At 74.4% G+C, this 13,284-nt stretch carries 13 protein-coding genes and 3 pseudogenes; 10 read left to right on the plus strand and 6 right to left on the minus strand.

The features are described 5' to 3' along the window. Positions 1 to 476: 476 nt before the first annotated feature. Together ACZ34W_RS18905 and ACZ34W_RS18910 are read right to left on the minus strand one after the other, a co-directional pair. Positions 477 to 1,640 carry a hypothetical protein gene (locus ACZ34W_RS18905; RefSeq protein WP_465605518.1) on the minus strand — a complete coding sequence of 388 codons (1,164 nt, stop codon included), beginning with the start codon at positions 1,638 to 1,640 and terminating at the stop codon, positions 477 to 479. Between the two features lie 659 nt (positions 1,641 to 2,299). Beyond that, on the minus strand, positions 2,300 to 3,556 hold the full coding sequence (locus tag ACZ34W_RS18910; RefSeq protein ID WP_465605520.1) for a serine hydrolase domain-containing protein: 1,257 nt from the start codon (positions 3,554 to 3,556) through the stop codon (positions 2,300 to 2,302). A gap of 330 nt (positions 3,557 to 3,886) precedes the next feature. Between ACZ34W_RS18910 and ACZ34W_RS18915 the strand changes: the two genes are divergently transcribed. Beyond that, on the plus strand, positions 3,887 to 4,264 hold the full coding sequence (locus ACZ34W_RS18915; protein WP_329485116.1) for a nuclear transport factor 2 family protein: 378 nt from the start codon (positions 3,887 to 3,889) through the stop codon (positions 4,262 to 4,264). 70 nt (positions 4,265 to 4,334) lie between these two features. Here the strand turns inward: ACZ34W_RS18915 and ACZ34W_RS18920 are convergent. After that, positions 4,335 to 4,508, minus strand: a pseudogene (locus ACZ34W_RS18920) (IS630 family transposase); the annotation flags it as partial. Between the two features lie 119 nt (positions 4,509 to 4,627). Here ACZ34W_RS18920 and ACZ34W_RS18925 point away from each other — a divergent pair. From ACZ34W_RS18925 to ACZ34W_RS18950, 6 genes and pseudogenes are all read left to right on the plus strand, one after another. Further along, on the plus strand, positions 4,628 to 4,999 hold the full coding sequence (locus ACZ34W_RS18925) for a hypothetical protein (RefSeq protein WP_329485117.1): 372 nt from the start codon (positions 4,628 to 4,630) through the stop codon (positions 4,997 to 4,999). Between the two features lie 368 nt (positions 5,000 to 5,367). Further along, a pseudogene (locus ACZ34W_RS18930) lies at positions 5,368 to 5,445 on the plus strand (winged helix-turn-helix transcriptional regulator); the annotation flags it as partial. Between the two features lie 290 nt (positions 5,446 to 5,735). Beyond that, a complete protein-coding gene (locus ACZ34W_RS18935; protein ID WP_465605522.1) occupies positions 5,736 to 6,053 on the plus strand; it encodes a hypothetical protein in 318 nt (105 codons plus the stop codon). After that, positions 6,050 to 6,316: a DUF4235 domain-containing protein gene (locus tag ACZ34W_RS18940; RefSeq protein ID WP_329485119.1), complete on the plus strand. Its 267-nt coding sequence runs from the start codon at positions 6,050 to 6,052 to the stop codon at positions 6,314 to 6,316. The genes ACZ34W_RS18935 and ACZ34W_RS18940 overlap by 4 nt, the downstream gene beginning before the upstream one ends. Positions 6,317 to 6,926: 610 nt before the next feature. Further along, entirely contained in the window at positions 6,927 to 7,496 is a 570-nt protein-coding gene (locus ACZ34W_RS18945; RefSeq protein WP_465605839.1) for an Asp23/Gls24 family envelope stress response protein, read from the plus strand. 565 nt (positions 7,497 to 8,061) lie between these two features. Next, positions 8,062 to 8,271 carry a hypothetical protein gene (locus tag ACZ34W_RS18950; RefSeq protein WP_465605524.1) on the plus strand — a complete coding sequence of 70 codons (210 nt, stop codon included), beginning with the start codon at positions 8,062 to 8,064 and terminating at the stop codon, positions 8,269 to 8,271. A 105-nt stretch (positions 8,272 to 8,376) separates the two neighbouring features. On the opposite strand, the gene ACZ34W_RS18955 is transcribed toward ACZ34W_RS18950, so the two are convergent. Together ACZ34W_RS18955 and ACZ34W_RS18960 are read right to left on the minus strand one after the other, a co-directional pair. Continuing rightward, positions 8,377 to 8,910: a hypothetical protein gene (locus ACZ34W_RS18955; protein WP_465605526.1), complete on the minus strand. Its 534-nt coding sequence runs from the start codon at positions 8,908 to 8,910 to the stop codon at positions 8,377 to 8,379. Positions 8,911 to 9,109: 199 nt separating this feature from the next. Further along, positions 9,110 to 9,273 (minus strand): annotated as a pseudogene (locus tag ACZ34W_RS18960) (LLM class F420-dependent oxidoreductase); the annotation flags it as partial. Positions 9,274 to 9,664: 391 nt separating this feature from the next. On the opposite strand from ACZ34W_RS18960, the gene ACZ34W_RS18965 reads away from it, so the two are divergent. From ACZ34W_RS18965 to ACZ34W_RS18975, 3 genes are all read left to right on the plus strand, one after another. Beyond that, positions 9,665 to 9,910 carry a hypervirulence associated TUDOR domain-containing protein gene (locus ACZ34W_RS18965; protein ID WP_359838276.1) on the plus strand — a complete coding sequence of 82 codons (246 nt, stop codon included), beginning with the start codon at positions 9,665 to 9,667 and terminating at the stop codon, positions 9,908 to 9,910. Positions 9,911 to 10,108: 198 nt separating this feature from the next. Next, positions 10,109 to 10,363, plus strand: coding sequence for a nitroreductase/quinone reductase family protein (locus tag ACZ34W_RS18970; RefSeq protein ID WP_465605529.1), 255 nt, complete (start codon positions 10,109 to 10,111; stop codon positions 10,361 to 10,363). Beyond that, positions 10,363 to 11,220 carry an SMI1/KNR4 family protein gene (locus ACZ34W_RS18975; protein WP_465605531.1) on the plus strand — a complete coding sequence of 286 codons (858 nt, stop codon included), beginning with the start codon at positions 10,363 to 10,365 and terminating at the stop codon, positions 11,218 to 11,220. Before ACZ34W_RS18970 ends, ACZ34W_RS18975 begins: the two co-directional genes overlap by 1 nt. A gap of 840 nt (positions 11,221 to 12,060) precedes the next feature. Here ACZ34W_RS18975 and ACZ34W_RS18980 read toward each other — a convergent pair. After that, positions 12,061 to 12,975, minus strand: coding sequence for an oxygenase MpaB family protein (locus ACZ34W_RS18980; RefSeq protein ID WP_465605533.1), 915 nt, complete (start codon positions 12,973 to 12,975; stop codon positions 12,061 to 12,063). Between the last annotated feature and the right edge of the window lie 309 nt (positions 12,976 to 13,284).

A 13,284-nucleotide genomic window follows, 5' to 3' on the forward strand; every position in this document is an offset into this window, starting at 1 on the left:
TGAAGCGACGGCTGTCCAACGTGGTCTACCGGATCATGAAACGCGACCATCGGAACCAGCTCACCACCGCTGCTTGACACACAGAGGCGCTATGAGGTCACAGGCGCCCGACCGGCCGCGTGCATGATGGCACCGCCCGGACGGCCGACGATTCCAGCCAAGGACAGCCAGAGCGTCAGTCAGTCGATGGGTCAGACCGCCGAGCGGTGCCATCTACATCCTCACAGTCAGCCGACGATCGACCTGGCCCCCAACGAGATCCGCCACCTGGTGAACGCACTAATCCTCGATCAGCCGCGCTCTCCACTGGTCGATCGGGCGGCCGGACGCACCACGGACGAGCCCGCCACAGCCACTACCGGCGCAGACTCGCCACCTGATCACGAAGTGCGGCCGGAGTACCTGCAGCGGTTCCCCGCCGCCCCTGTGCCCCGGGAGGGCCCGCCGCCGTGCGAAGGAGCGGGCCCGGAGGCTGGTCAGCCCTTGCGCGGGTAGGCGACCAGGCCACCCTCCGAGACCGACGCGACCTTGAAGACGCCCACCCCGGCCAGGTCGGCCACCGGGACGCCGTCCACACCGTCCAGCGCCTGCGCGGTCCCGGTGGCCAGCGACAGCTGGACGGGCGCCTTGGAGCCGCCGATGCCGCCGTCCTTGGTGAGTGAGGTGCCATAGGCCGTTCCGTCGTCGGTGACGACGGTGAAGGTCAGCGGCTTGCTGCTCTTCGTCTCCTCGAAGCAGTAGCCCTTCTTCGCGGTGAGGTCGAAGGCCAGGTGCTCGGAGACCAGGTAGCGGCCGTTCGGCGAGAGCGCCGAGGCGGGGGCCCCTCCGGTGCCGATCAGCGGCTTGTCACACAGCACCGACGCCTTGACCTGGCCGCTCTCGCCGTCCAGGACGGCCCACACGTTGTGGCTGCCCTGGTCCTTCTCCTGCCAGCGGGCCAGCAGTTGGCCGCCGGCCACCGGCCAGACCGCCGCCTGGGCCGGATCCGCCTCGGGCGGTGCCACCGTTGTGTTGTCCCAGCCCGCCGGCGACCAGAACCTGGTCGCGTCCAGGCTGTTGCTGACCACCGGGCCCTTGCCGGTCATCGCCACGACCGGGCCGTTGCACTGAAGGCAACCCGTGGGCGCGGTGAGCGATTTGGGCTCGACGGTCTGCTGCGCGCCGGTGGCCGCGTCGACCACCGTGACCTTGTCGGTCACCGAGTCCAGCAGCAGCTTGCCGCCACCGCCGTCGAGCACCTCGTGCCGGCCGCCGCTCGGCATCGGGATCTCCAGGTGCTGGGCGGGGACGGCGTCCTGGCCCGAACCTTCGGCGGCGAAGACGTCGATCGAGTAGATCTGCTGGGCCTTGGTCAGCGCGTCCCCGCCGGACTTGCCGGTGGACCAGAGCACCACGAACTCCTTGCCCCCGGCGGACACCACCATCAGCCTGGGCGCGTACGCCTCGCCGAGGCCCTTGACCGGCTTGCTCACCCACCGGACCTTCCCGGTGCCGGCCTCCCGCGCGGTCAGCAGATACGTCTGGTCCGTGCCGGACAGCGTGACCACCAGCCCGGCCTTCGGCAGCACCCCGTAGCTCACAGCCTGCTGGGCCGTCAGCTGCCAGCGCGCGGTGTTCCCGTACGCCGTCGGGACCTTCATCGCGAGCGTGGGCGCATCCGACGGAGCCGACGGAGCACCGTTCCCGGCCGTCGTCGAGGCCGCTCCCGCAGCCGCCCCCGCACTCGCGCCGTCACCAGTCCCACCACTTCCGCCGCTCCCGCACGCCGTGAGCACCCCCGCCGCCAGTAGGACGCCCGCCACCCTGGTGATCCGCACCCGAAAACCTCCTCCCCCGAAGGGGAACGCGCACCAGCGCGCTCCCCCGGTCAAGCCGTTCTGGTCGCGATACGGTACCAACGCGGCGGACCTTCGTGACCCGGTTTTCCCGCCGCTCCTGTGACAGTCCGTCAACAAAGCGGCCCCGTACTCCGCGGCCGTCCCGGGGCCCGGCGGGTCGCCGCCGCGCGGCACCCGGGTCGCAGCCCGGAGGCTGCGCGGGAGGGGTGCGGTGCCGCCGGGGCAGCACCGCACTGGCTATCCGGACGAGGGGAACGGGAGCCGAGGGTGGTCCTCACCGCGGACCCGGCCCCGGGACAGCGACCGCGGTGATGTGGCGGTCACCTCGCAGGCGCACACGATCCGGCCGAAGGCCGGGCAGGTGCCACGTCCGGATCCGGGCCACCGCCCCGTTCTCCTCGTCAAGGCGGGGGCCAATCCCCCGGGAATCGGCACGAAGGGGGGCCGGCCCGCCCGGTGGTCTACCGGCAGAGGGCCGCGTCCACGTCGGCGGCGATGCGCGGCTTGGCCTCGACGGCGGGCACGGTGGTGACCGCGATGTTGGCGGCGCGGCCGTCCTCCGTGACGCCGCCGCGGGTCACATAGCCGGGGAGGGTACCGCCGTGGCCCCAGTAGACGCCGCCGCACGTCAGCGGGAAGCTGGCCAGACCCAGCCCGTAGCGGGCCCCCTGGCCGAAGGAGTCGTCCACCGGGACGGTCGTGCGCATCTGCGCGAGCAGCTCCGGGGCGAGCAGGCCGCCGCCGATCAGCGTCGTGTAGAACCGGTTCAGATCGGTGTTCGTGGACACCAGCGCCCCCGCGGCCCAACCCCAGGACATGTCCTGGCGCGTCACGTCGGTGAGCGGGCCGTCCGGCGTCAGCCGGTCGTAGCCCTCGGGGTGCGCCTCGTGCACGGTGGTGTCCCCCGGAACCGGGAAGTAGGTGTGGCGCAGACCGATCCGGTCGATGACGCGGTGGGTGATCTCCTCACCCACCGGCCGGCCTGTGATCCTCTGGATGATCATCCCGGCGACCAGGTAGCCGGTGTTGCTGTACTTCCAGCCGTCGCCAGGGGTGAAGTCGGACGGGTGGGCGAGCGCGAGGTCGAGGAGCTCCCGGGGCTCGTGGTAGCGGTCCAGCCGGTCGCCCTCCAGGTATTCCGTGTAGTTGGGCAGCCCCGAGGTGTGCTGGAGGAGCTGACGGACGGTGATGTTCCGTCCGTCGATGCCGTCGCCGTGCAGCAGGCCGGGCAGGTAGGTGTCGACGAAGGCGTCGAGCCCCACCTTGCCCTCGCCGACCAGTTGCAGCACGACCACCGAGGTGAAGGCCTTGGTGTTGCTGCCGACCCGCACCTGGCCGTCCACCGGCACCTTCGCCCCGGTGGTCAGGTCACCGACTCCGGCCGTGTACCGGCGGGTCCGGCCGTCCCGGCCGGTGACGGTGGCCAGCGCGGCCGGAGCCTTGAAGTCCCTCATGAGGGCCTCCAGTCGCTGCTGGACTCCGTCCGGCCGACGCGAGCCGGACGCGGCGTCACCGACGGTCGCCGGGTCGGCGGCGAAGGCCGCGGAAGCCCCGGAGCCCGGAGACGCCGTGGAGGCCGTGGCAGCCGTGGCGGAGGTCGGCACGCCGATCGCCAGCGTGCCGAGCGTCAGCGCGCCGGCGACGACGGCCACCGCTGCGCGGGCCCGCCCGCCGGGTCGGAGACGGAGGCGGAACCGGGGCGACACACGCTCGTTCACGAAGGAACTCCTGTCGATCGAGGGTTCCCGGGGCCTCCCGGGTGGTTCCCAGCGAACCACCCACCGCCCATGAGGCTCGTCCGCGCGCAGGACGAGACCACCCCCTCGCCGCTGCGCCCCCGGGATAACACCTCCGGGACCCCGGTCCCACCCACCCGTCCTCCCGGAGCCCCACGCTCGCGCCGTGAGCGGCACCCCCTTCCCTCTGCGCCCCCACCGTTGCGGTGGACCGCTTCGTCGCAGCGCTCGTCCTGTGACCGGGACGGTCCACCGTGATCGGAAGGCGGCTCGCGGGATGAGCGCACGCGCCATGGCTGGTATTACTGGGGGATGCAGGAAGAGACGGCACGCTCCGCGATCGACACGTTCATCTCCGCGTTCAACACCTCGGACGACAGCTATGTGACTGCCCTGCTCTCCCGGGCCCTGACCTCAGACGTGGTCTTCTGGGGACCGTTGGGTCGCAGCGAAGGAATCGCGGCAGTCGAGCGGTTCGTGCTGGACATCCGACGCCACCCGGCGGGGAGCGGCACCATGGTGCGCTGCTCAGCGGTGGACATGCCTGACGAGTGGGCCCGGTACCAGTGGGTCTTCACCACGCCGGACGGAGGCCCCCGCCTGGCGGGAACGGACGTCGTCCATCTACGGCGGAGCCTCATCGACCAGTTCATCGTCTTTGCGGGGGAGATCGAGCCGTCCGCCTCCTGATTCGTCGTTCTGTCGCTGTCCTTCTCCTGAACTTGCCCCGTCGGCGTTCGGGGCTGCGGTCCGCGGTCGCTCAGGCCGCGGTGTTGAGGGGGCGTCCGCCCCGGCGGATGCCCTTCTCACTGCGGACACGCGCACGCTCGCGGCGCTGGGCGGCGAGGACGTCGGGGTGGCGGGCGTTGCTGTTGCGCCGGCGCAGGTAGGCGTGCGGGGCCCGGGTCTGGACGGTGTGGTTGGGGTGATGGGAGGTCGTCACCGACGGATCAGCAGCCGCGGAAGTACCGGACGCCGTGGTGCCCCGAGCCCCTGGCCGTCGGCCGCGCGCCGTGAGATCGTCCGCAGGTGACCGACACCGCTGCTGGGGCAATGACCTCGGAACGCCCGGACGACCGCGTTGCGTCCGCGCTCCGCTTCTCGACGGAGCTCGTCGCATGGGTGGCCACCCCCTGGGCGCTGGCCGACTACTCGTGGCTGCTTGCCACCCTCTCCGTACTGGCCCTGATCGGCCTTCCGACGTTGTTCTCCACCCCGGGAGACAAAGCCAACGTGGTCGTCGCCGTGCCGGGTTGGGCCACGATCCTGCTGGTACTGCTCCAGCTCGCGGCGGCGGTGGTCTCCTCGTGGCTGGCCTGGCCCGCCTGGGTGGCGGCCCTCGTGACCGTACTGGCCGCCGCCACCCTCTTCACGGAGCGTCGACGCTGGCGGTGGCTGGTCTCCGCGCACCGACGCGCGGGCTGAGGCTGCCCGCTGCGGAGTTGACCCGGCCCGGGTCCGTCGCGGGGTCCGCGACATCCGCGCCGACGCCCCGCTCCCCCGGCCAGCGTGCCGAAACCCTCCGGCCCGGCCCCGGGCGGTCCCAGGTGCGAAGAACGGCAAGCCAGCCCCCCGCCATGACGTCGGCGAGAATGAACGCGAACCCACGCTCCAAGCGCGCCTGGCCCGTCGAGGTCGAAGGTCAAGCTGGGATCGCTTCTCAGCACTGCCCATGATCTGGTCCAGAACGGCGGTCGGGCTGCCACCCCCGCGCCGCCGGCGGCACACTCCACGTCACACCAACGCCGCAGCCAGGCAAGCCAGTTCGGGGTTCGACCGCTGACCTCCCCCTGCTGGCCGCACTCGACCTGTTCGGGCGGCGGTGGAGCCTGCGCATCCTCTGGGAGCTGAGCGGCGGCCCCGTGCGGGCACTGCGAAAGGCGCTGGAGAAGCACGGCGTTGTCGCCGGCCAGCCACGGCGCGGCGGCGAAACCGCCCGCTTCGGACGTACCTCGCCACCGATACCCCGTCAACCCACCACCCCGTTTCCACCCGGACGGGATCACCTGGGCCGCCCGCGCCGAACAAAGGCGGATGCGCGGCGCGTTCGGGGGTAGCCGGGGCTGTACCGGCCCAGCCGCACCTGCGGAGGACTCGGCCGTACATCGGACGCCGACGGGCGGGCCACGCACCCGGCCCTCGCCGACGAAAGGGGACAGCTGTGAAGAACCCGGCACAGGAGACCGTCGCGCACACCGCCGAGGCGGTTCGCGACACGGTCACCAAAACCGCCCGGACCCTGCGTGACCACGCCCCGAAGGATGTCCTGGACCGCGCCGGAGACCTGGCGGCCCAGGCCCGTGGTACGGCGGCGCATGCCGGGCGTGTCGCGGCGGACCACACCCCGGCGCAGGTCCGCTCGAAGGCGGGCCGGGCCGTGGGCGCCGCCCGCGCCAACCGGTCGCCGCTGCTGGCAGCCGCCGCGGCAGCCGTCCTCGCGGTGGTCCTGCTCCGCAGCCTGCTCGGACGGCGCCGGTGAAGGCCGCCAAGATCGCCTACAGGCCGGTCGGCCTGCTGCTGGGCGCATCCGCCGGCCTCCTGGCCGGCGCCCTCTTCAAGCAGACCTGGAAGGTCCTGGGCCACGACGACGACGCGCCGAACGCGACCGACGAGCACCGTACCTGGCTGGAGATACTCGTCGCGGCCGCCCTCCAGGGCGCGATCTTCGGCACCGTGAAGGCCGCCGTCGAACGGGGAGGCGCGGCCGCCACCCACCGCCTGACGGGCACCTGGCCCGCCTGAACCACGGCACTTTCGAACTGGAACAGCGCCCCCGGCTCCGGTTCGCGCCGAGCCCTACGACCCCCGGCGGTCGCCCCGTTCACGCCCGGGCCGGGGGCCGGGCGTGAACGGGGCCTCCACCCCACCGGCCGGACACCGGGCCAACCCGTTTCCACTGGTTCCACCGGTTTCCGCCAGTGCGGGAGCACAAGCGGGGACGTCGAGCACGAGCTGGCACCGGGCGTCCTGCGCCTGCTGCCCCGCGGGACGGCCCGCGGCGTGTTGTCCGCGGGGTCGGAAGCCCTCGCCCACCTGACGGTTCACCGCCGACGCCCGGGCCTGGCCGTCCGGCCCAGCCCCTGAGCCTCCTGTCCGTCCTGGGCGATGGCCCCGAGGACGGCGCAGGCGTGGGCACGTGGCCCTGGGTGTCCAGCCAGGGGAGGCGGCGGTCGGAGAAGTCGAGGCCGGCCTTGCTCGGTCATCTCCAGTAGCCGGTCCTCAGCCGCCCGCCCGGCTCCCGGCGCCACGGCACCCGATCGCCGGTCGAACCAGGGTTGGTCCACCCGGTGGTGGGAAGGCGCTCGGTGGTCGGCCGGTACGGTCGGCCACGAGGTGCAGGCGGTGAACGATGATGACCTATCCCACCAACCCGACGAGCAGCGGTGCGGTGCAGAAACCCGCGACGACGGCCCCCACGCCTCCCGGCGACTACGCGGCCGCAGCAGCCGAGCCCTCGTCGGCGCCCGGTACCGGGCCCGGACGCCCCGGGCCGAAGCGCCCCGGTCCCGTGGCCGCGGTCCGGCAGCAGGACGCCTCGGGGCCGCCCGCCGGCAGAACGACCGTTCTGAAGGGCGCGGTGGCACGGATCGTGGCCACCGCCGCCTGCGAGGTACCGGGTGTCCACCGGCTGGGCGGCGGACCTTCGCTCACACATGGCAATCACGGGGGCGCTGATCGGAACGACCCCGCTCGCGGGGTGGAGGTGGAGGTCGGCGAACGGCAGGCCGCCGTCGACCTCGATGTCGTGACGGAGTACGGGTTCTCCATCCCGCGCACGGTCGACGCTCTCCGGGCCGCCGTGGTCGCCGCAGTGGAGCAGATGACCGGCCTGGAGGTGGTCGAGGTGAACGTCCGCGTCACCGATGTCCACCTGCCGCAGGACGACCTCCCGGCGGCGGGCGAGACACCACGGGTCATCTGACCCGGACCCTCAGGGCCGTCCGGGGGACCCACCCTTACGGCCTGTCCTGGCGCCCGGTCGGCCGGTCCCGGTCGGCCCGATCACCGCGGGTCCGCTCCCGCACTCCACGGGCCGGCTTCGAGCACCGGGTAGCAGGAACGACCGGCCGCCCGCGCGGGCACGGACGGCCCCTGAGCCTCCTCTCCAGCGGCAGGGCACGCGCATGGCCAGGGGGGGCGACATCGTGTGGTTGTGCGGCGGGGACGTGGTCGGGGAGGCGTTCGCAGAACGTTCCCAGCGGGTGGCGGGCCAGAGCCGTGGCGTGAGGGCGGGGTCGGGCCAGCCCGCCGGTGCAGAGCAGGGCAGAACAGGAGGGTGGAGCCGGGTCGGCAGCTGGACGGTGACGTCGGCGCGGGTGGCGCCGGCCTTCTGAAGATCCGCGCCCTCCTGGTCGTCCGGGCCCGCTACGCAGCTGCGCCAGTCGAGGCGCTGGTGGTGGACACGGGCGAGGCCGCCCAGGAGACCCGACACGGCCGACGCGCCGCCTCGGGCCCCGGTGAGACGCACCGACACGGAGGGAGGCGGCGTGCGCGGCTCCGCTCGCGTCGGCCACCGTGCCGAGGACGGCGGCGAGGGCGAGGGCGGCCGGGGCCCCGCTGGAGAGGCTACTCAGCGCAGCCTCGGCTGCACCACGGAGCACCCCGGGCGCAGCGCCTGCGCGGGGAGCGTGACCCCCGCCGATCCGCCGCTGCCCGGCGAGATGCGGCCCGAGCGGCCGGCCCACGGCGGCAGGTGAGAGCCGCAGGGCTGCCGGTCGGGCCCCCGGAGGCCGCCCGGAGCGAGCGCGACCGCGCCGCGCAACCCGGGCGGCCGGTGCCGGGCGGTCCTTCAGGGGCGCGCGTCAGGCCCGGCGGCGGGAGAGCGCCACGACAGCGGCGGCGACGAGCATGGCGGCACCGGCGGCGGCCAGTACCGGCCCGGCGTACCGGGCGGACTGGAGCACCACGTCCCGGGCCGGGCCCTCCCCGTCGCGCGCGACCGCCGACCCGGCCGTGTCGGTGAAACCCGCGATACCCGCCTTCGCCCGCACCGCCCCGGCGCGCAGGCTGTCGGTGGCCCCGTCGAGTCCCTCCTCCACGGCGTGCCGGGCCTGGTCCGCGCCGTGGCCGACGAGTTCCCGGGCGTGCTCGGCGGTGTGGCTGACGCGCTCCCGTGCGTCGGCCACCCCGTGGCTGACCCGTTCCCGGGCCTGCTCGGTGCTTCGGAGCACGCGTTCCCGGGCCTGTTCGGCTGCCTCGCGCGCCCGGGCTGCGACGTCGCTGCCGGCTTCGCGCTCCGCGCCCGTGTCGGCGAGACGGTCGCGGGCCTCCTCGGCCTGCGAACTCAGCTCCGCCATGGTGCGGGCGGACTCATTGGTGCTGTGGTCGGCGTCCATCGGGGGCACACTCCTCGGTCACGTCGATGTGTCGGTCTCGTCGATGTCGGTCAGGTCGACGGGGCGGTCAGGGTCGGCGGGTCGGTCAGCTGGACGGGGGTAGGGGCGGTCGTGCGGTTGACGTCAGCGCAGGGCCGGCGGGCAGGCTCTCCCGGACGGACGCGGCCCGGTGGGGCCCGGCAGTGGGAGGTGGACCGCGTCACAGCTCACGCAGGGCGGGGAGCAGGGTGCGCTCGGACCAGTCGAGGAAGACCTCCCGGTGGTCACCGCCGCCTGGACCAGCGCCACCTCGTCGAACCCCGCGTCGGCGTACGCCCGGACCGCTTCGACGAAGCCCTCGACGCGGTCGCCGCAAGGTGCCGCGAGGAATCGACTCGGCGACGGGTCCAGCCACGGAGAGTAGTCGTCTGAGATGGCAGCGAAGTCGTAGCCCGCCTGCTCGGCGTGGACGACGTCCCGCACCAGGTGCCGGGGGCCGGCCCGCCCGCTCATCACCGTGTAGCCGAATCTCACCATGTCCGGACGCCTGCCCGGGTCCCGCGGAACCACACTTCCTTGTTCGGTCGTCGGCCCGAGACGGGGCGGCGGGCGCCGCTTCGAGCGACGCCCGCCCGCCTCACGACCGACCGCCGCGCCGGGGCAGCGGCCGGCTGGAGCTCCACGCTCCCGGCGGGGCCCGCGAGATTCGCTTCGGCCGGGGATGGGCACACGCCCGGTCGGACCCACGACGCGGTCGGAGCCGGGAGGACGCACCATGACGACCAAGTCCCACGCCACCGGGAACGGGCGGAAGCGGCTGCGGCGAGGCGACCACGTCTCCTGGCGGAGTCACGGAACCACCGTGACCGGCCGGGTCGAGCGGGAGATCACCTCGCAGGTCGAGGCCGCGGGCCGGACGGTCGACGCCTCACCCGAGGAGCCGCAGTACGAGGTGCGCAGCTCCGCCTCCGGGCGGACGGCCGTACACCGGCCGTCCGCCCTGCGCCGACGGAAGGACTGACCGGACACGGCGGCGCCGGCACGCACCGCTCGCCCTGCCGGCGCGTCAGCAGGAGCGGCTTCAGCCGGAGCGGCGTCAGCAAGAGCGTCGGCGGGTCGCCCTCCGAGAGGAACACGAGAACGTCATCGGCCTTGCAGCGTGAGTCGGCGAGGTCGAAGAGGGACCCGAGCGCGGGCCGGCAGGACCGCTCGAAGGCTCGTGCCCGGCCCAGGTCCGGTATCGGCCGAGCGGGCCGCCGCCCGGCCGCTCATGGCGGAGCACTGGCCCGCCTACGAGGAGTACCAGGCGAAGAACGACCGGGAGATCCCGGTGGTCGTGATCGAGCCGACGGCGTTCGGTCGGCCGCCGGGCCGCCCGGCCGGGCGACCCGGCTCGACGCCGTCGTCCGGCGGGGACTGTCCCCTCCCGGCGGTAGGGTCGTGCCGCCGACGCACCGACCGAGGGGGACCCTGATGACCGACCGCACGACCGACGGCGCCGCGAGCACGCCCAGCGCGGCCCAGGGCGCCGGCAGCGCCGCCGGCGACGACGCCGTACGGACCGCGGGGCGGCTGCGGCGGGTGGCGAAGTCCTCCGAGGGGCTGGTGGTCCTGGACCCGGGGATCAGCGACGAGGAGATGGACGGCTGGCCGGCGCCGGTGCCCGAGGAGATCCGCGCGCTGCTGCGGGTCGTCGGGGGCGTGCGGATCGCGGTCTCGCGGTCCGCGGTCAACGGCCACCTGTCGATCGAGCACGTCGACCTGGGTCACCCCTTCAACCGGGGCTGCTACCCGGCCGGTGACAGCAGCTGGTACGTGGAGCACGCCGGCGGCGCCGGCACCCACTGGTTCGTCTACCTCGACCACGGCGACGGCCACACCTACGTGGACGTCGACCGGGTCACGGGGGCGTGGGGCCCGGTCTTCCGTTTCTGGGACGCCACCGACTCCGTGCGCGTGGCGCCGTCGCTGACCGCCTGGCTGGAGCGCCTCGCCGACTGCCTGGAGGAGTCACTCGCCTCGGCCCGGGCCGAGGCCGGACCCGGCACCGCCATCGAGGTCAGGACGTTCGGCCGCCACTTCGGCGATCGGTGGCCGGACCCGGAGCGGGAGGCGACGACGGTGGAGCCGGTCACCGCCGCGGCGGCCCGGTTGAGCGGTGACCCCCTGCTGCGCGAGGCCGCAGCGGCCCTGCCCGACGACGCCCTGCTCGCCGATCTGCGGTCCGTCACCGGCCCCGCCGCCGTCGACTTCCCGCTGCCGGTGAGCTGCCGCTACGCCCGCTGGTCGGCCGGGGCCCTGCTGTCCGCCACCGCGTGGGACGGCGAATAGCTCCGCGGGGCGGGGCCGTCGGCCCACTTGGCTGAATCTCGCCCCCGGTCGGCGGGCCGACGCCCGTGTGGTCCCGGCCGCGCGGGGAACGCGGGCTCCCGGACGGCGCCGGACACGAGGTCCGGCGCCGCACGGCTGGACGAGAGAGGGCGATCCTCATGATGGCGACAGTGGCGGTGCTGGCTCTGACGATCCTGCTCTTCAGTGCCGGACTCGGTCTCACCGTGGCGGTGGCGGGCCTGGCGAATCGGTTCGGGCGGTCGGCCGCGCGCCGCCGGCGATGACCGGTGGGCGACTGACCCCGTCGGCAGGGGCCGCCAGTGCAGGACGGAGGAGAGCGCCGCACCGCACCCCGCCAGGAACCAGGCCAGGCGGCCATGGGTGCGGGCCAGGCCGATCACCGGAACGGCGAGCGCCTCGCGCCGCCGTTCCAGGCGCCGGGGCTCCACCGCACCCTCCCGGCCGACCGCCCCCGGCAGGCGGCCACCTCGCGGGCCAGCGCCCGGTCCTTCGGTGTCCGGTCCTTCGGTGTCCGGTCCTTCGGTGTGAGGTCCCCACCCTGCTGTCCCGAGCTCCTGACGTCGCTGTGCACCCCTTCCCCCCGGTCAGGGCGGGGGTCGCCGATGGCCGCCCGGCTGCGGGCCGCGGACGGGCTCCGGACACTGCGCTTCCCGGCGCTCCCGGTACGGCGCCCTGGCGCAGGAGGAGTTCAGCGAACCCGGCCACCGGTCTGGTCCTGGCCGTGATCGGCGTCGTCCTCCGGGCGGCGGCCGCCGCCACTACTGGGAGACGCCGGGCGGCCGTCCTTTCGGGCACCGAGGTCCTGACCAGGGGTCCTGGTCAGGTCGGGACGCCCGGGTCCGCCCGCCGACCCGCCTCGCCCCCGGGCGGGCGGGTCATCGCCCATCTGATCCCCCTGGTCACGCCGGCCGCGCCCAGCCGGACCGCCGGCCCCTCCACCACCGGCAGGTAGGGCAGGCGGAGTTCCCGCCGCGCCCACCCCGGCAGCAGCGAGACCGCGCCGGCCGCGAGCAGCCCGTACGGCGGGCGGACCACCCACGGCAGGGGCGGCCGGAGGAGGATGAACCGCGCCGCGTCGAGGGCTGCCCTGGTCCGGTGCAACTCGGCGCGGTACGCCGCGAGGACGCCGGCGAGCTGCCGCTGGTCGCGCGGCGGGTCGACGACACCCAGCGCGGCGGCCACGACGGCGGCGTCGGCCACGTAGCCGTCATAGGCCTCGTCGTCCAACGACCTTTCCCCGTAAGCCCGGTGGGCACGGAGGAAGCTGTCGACCTCGGCGGCGTGCACCCAGCCGAGCAGGTGTGGATCACCGGCCCGGTACGCCTCCCCCGAGGCACTGGTGCCGCGGACCCGCTCGTGCACCGCCCGCACGTGGTCGACCGCCCGCTGCGCGTCGGCCGCCGTCCCGAACGTGGTGACCGCGAGGAACGTGCTGGTGCGCTGGAGCCGGCCCCACGGATCGCCCCGGTAGCCGGAGTGCGCCTCGACGGCGGCCATCGCCAGCGGGTGCAGCGACTGCAGCAGGAGCGCCCGGAGTCCGCCGACGAACATCGAGGCGTCCCCGTGGACGACCCGGATGGGCCGGTCCGGGCCGAACCACCGGGGGCCCGGCGTCTCGTGGATCCGGCTCCGGGTGGCCGGGCCCTGCGGCCCGGCCACCCGGGCGAACAGTTCCGCCCCGGCGCGCCGCCGGAGCGCGGCGAGGGCCGGGATGCCGGAGATGCCATCGGTCATACCTGCCACTGTAGTTCCGCGCCGCGCCGACGGGCCGCCACCGACGGGCCGCCGCCCACGGGCCGCGCCTCCGGCCGGGCCGGTCGCACGGCGATCCCCGCTACCGGCGGCAGGGATCACGGGCGCGGGTGACGGCCCGTGGAGAGCCGGGCGGGGCCGGCTTCGCGGGGACCGTCGGAGCGGACGCACCGGCGCCCGGAGCGGCGGCCTACGAGCCGTTCCCGTCGTCGGTGCCGGAGACGGGCGGACTCAGGTGTCCGCACCGGGCGCCGCACGCGGCCGACCGCGCACCTGACCTGGGAGGACGTG

The sequence above is a fragment of the Kitasatospora sp. NPDC022856 genome (genome assembly GCF_055561235.1).

What these genes read in the sequence shown, in the direction of transcription:
- ACZ34W_RS18905 (WP_465605518.1), bottom strand. Translation starts at nt 1,640, where the DNA reads ATGAAGGTCCCGACGGCGTACGGGAACACCGCGCGCTGGCAGCTGACG.
- ACZ34W_RS18915 (WP_329485116.1), top strand. Translation starts at nt 3,887, where the DNA reads ATGCAGGAAGAGACGGCACGCTCCGCGATCGACACGTTCATCTCCGCG.
- ACZ34W_RS18925 (WP_329485117.1), top strand. Translation starts at nt 4,628, where the DNA reads ATGACCTCGGAACGCCCGGACGACCGCGTTGCGTCCGCGCTCCGCTTC.
- ACZ34W_RS18945 (WP_465605839.1), top strand. Translation starts at nt 6,927, where the DNA reads ATGACCTATCCCACCAACCCGACGAGCAGCGGTGCGGTGCAGAAACCC.
- ACZ34W_RS18955 (WP_465605526.1), bottom strand. Translation starts at nt 8,910, where the DNA reads ATGGACGCCGACCACAGCACCAATGAGTCCGCCCGCACCATGGCGGAG.
- ACZ34W_RS18965 (WP_359838276.1), top strand. Translation starts at nt 9,665, where the DNA reads ATGACGACCAAGTCCCACGCCACCGGGAACGGGCGGAAGCGGCTGCGG.
- ACZ34W_RS18975 (WP_465605531.1), top strand. Translation starts at nt 10,363, where the DNA reads ATGACCGACCGCACGACCGACGGCGCCGCGAGCACGCCCAGCGCGGCC.
- ACZ34W_RS18980 (WP_465605533.1), bottom strand. Translation starts at nt 12,975, where the DNA reads ATGACCGATGGCATCTCCGGCATCCCGGCCCTCGCCGCGCTCCGGCGG.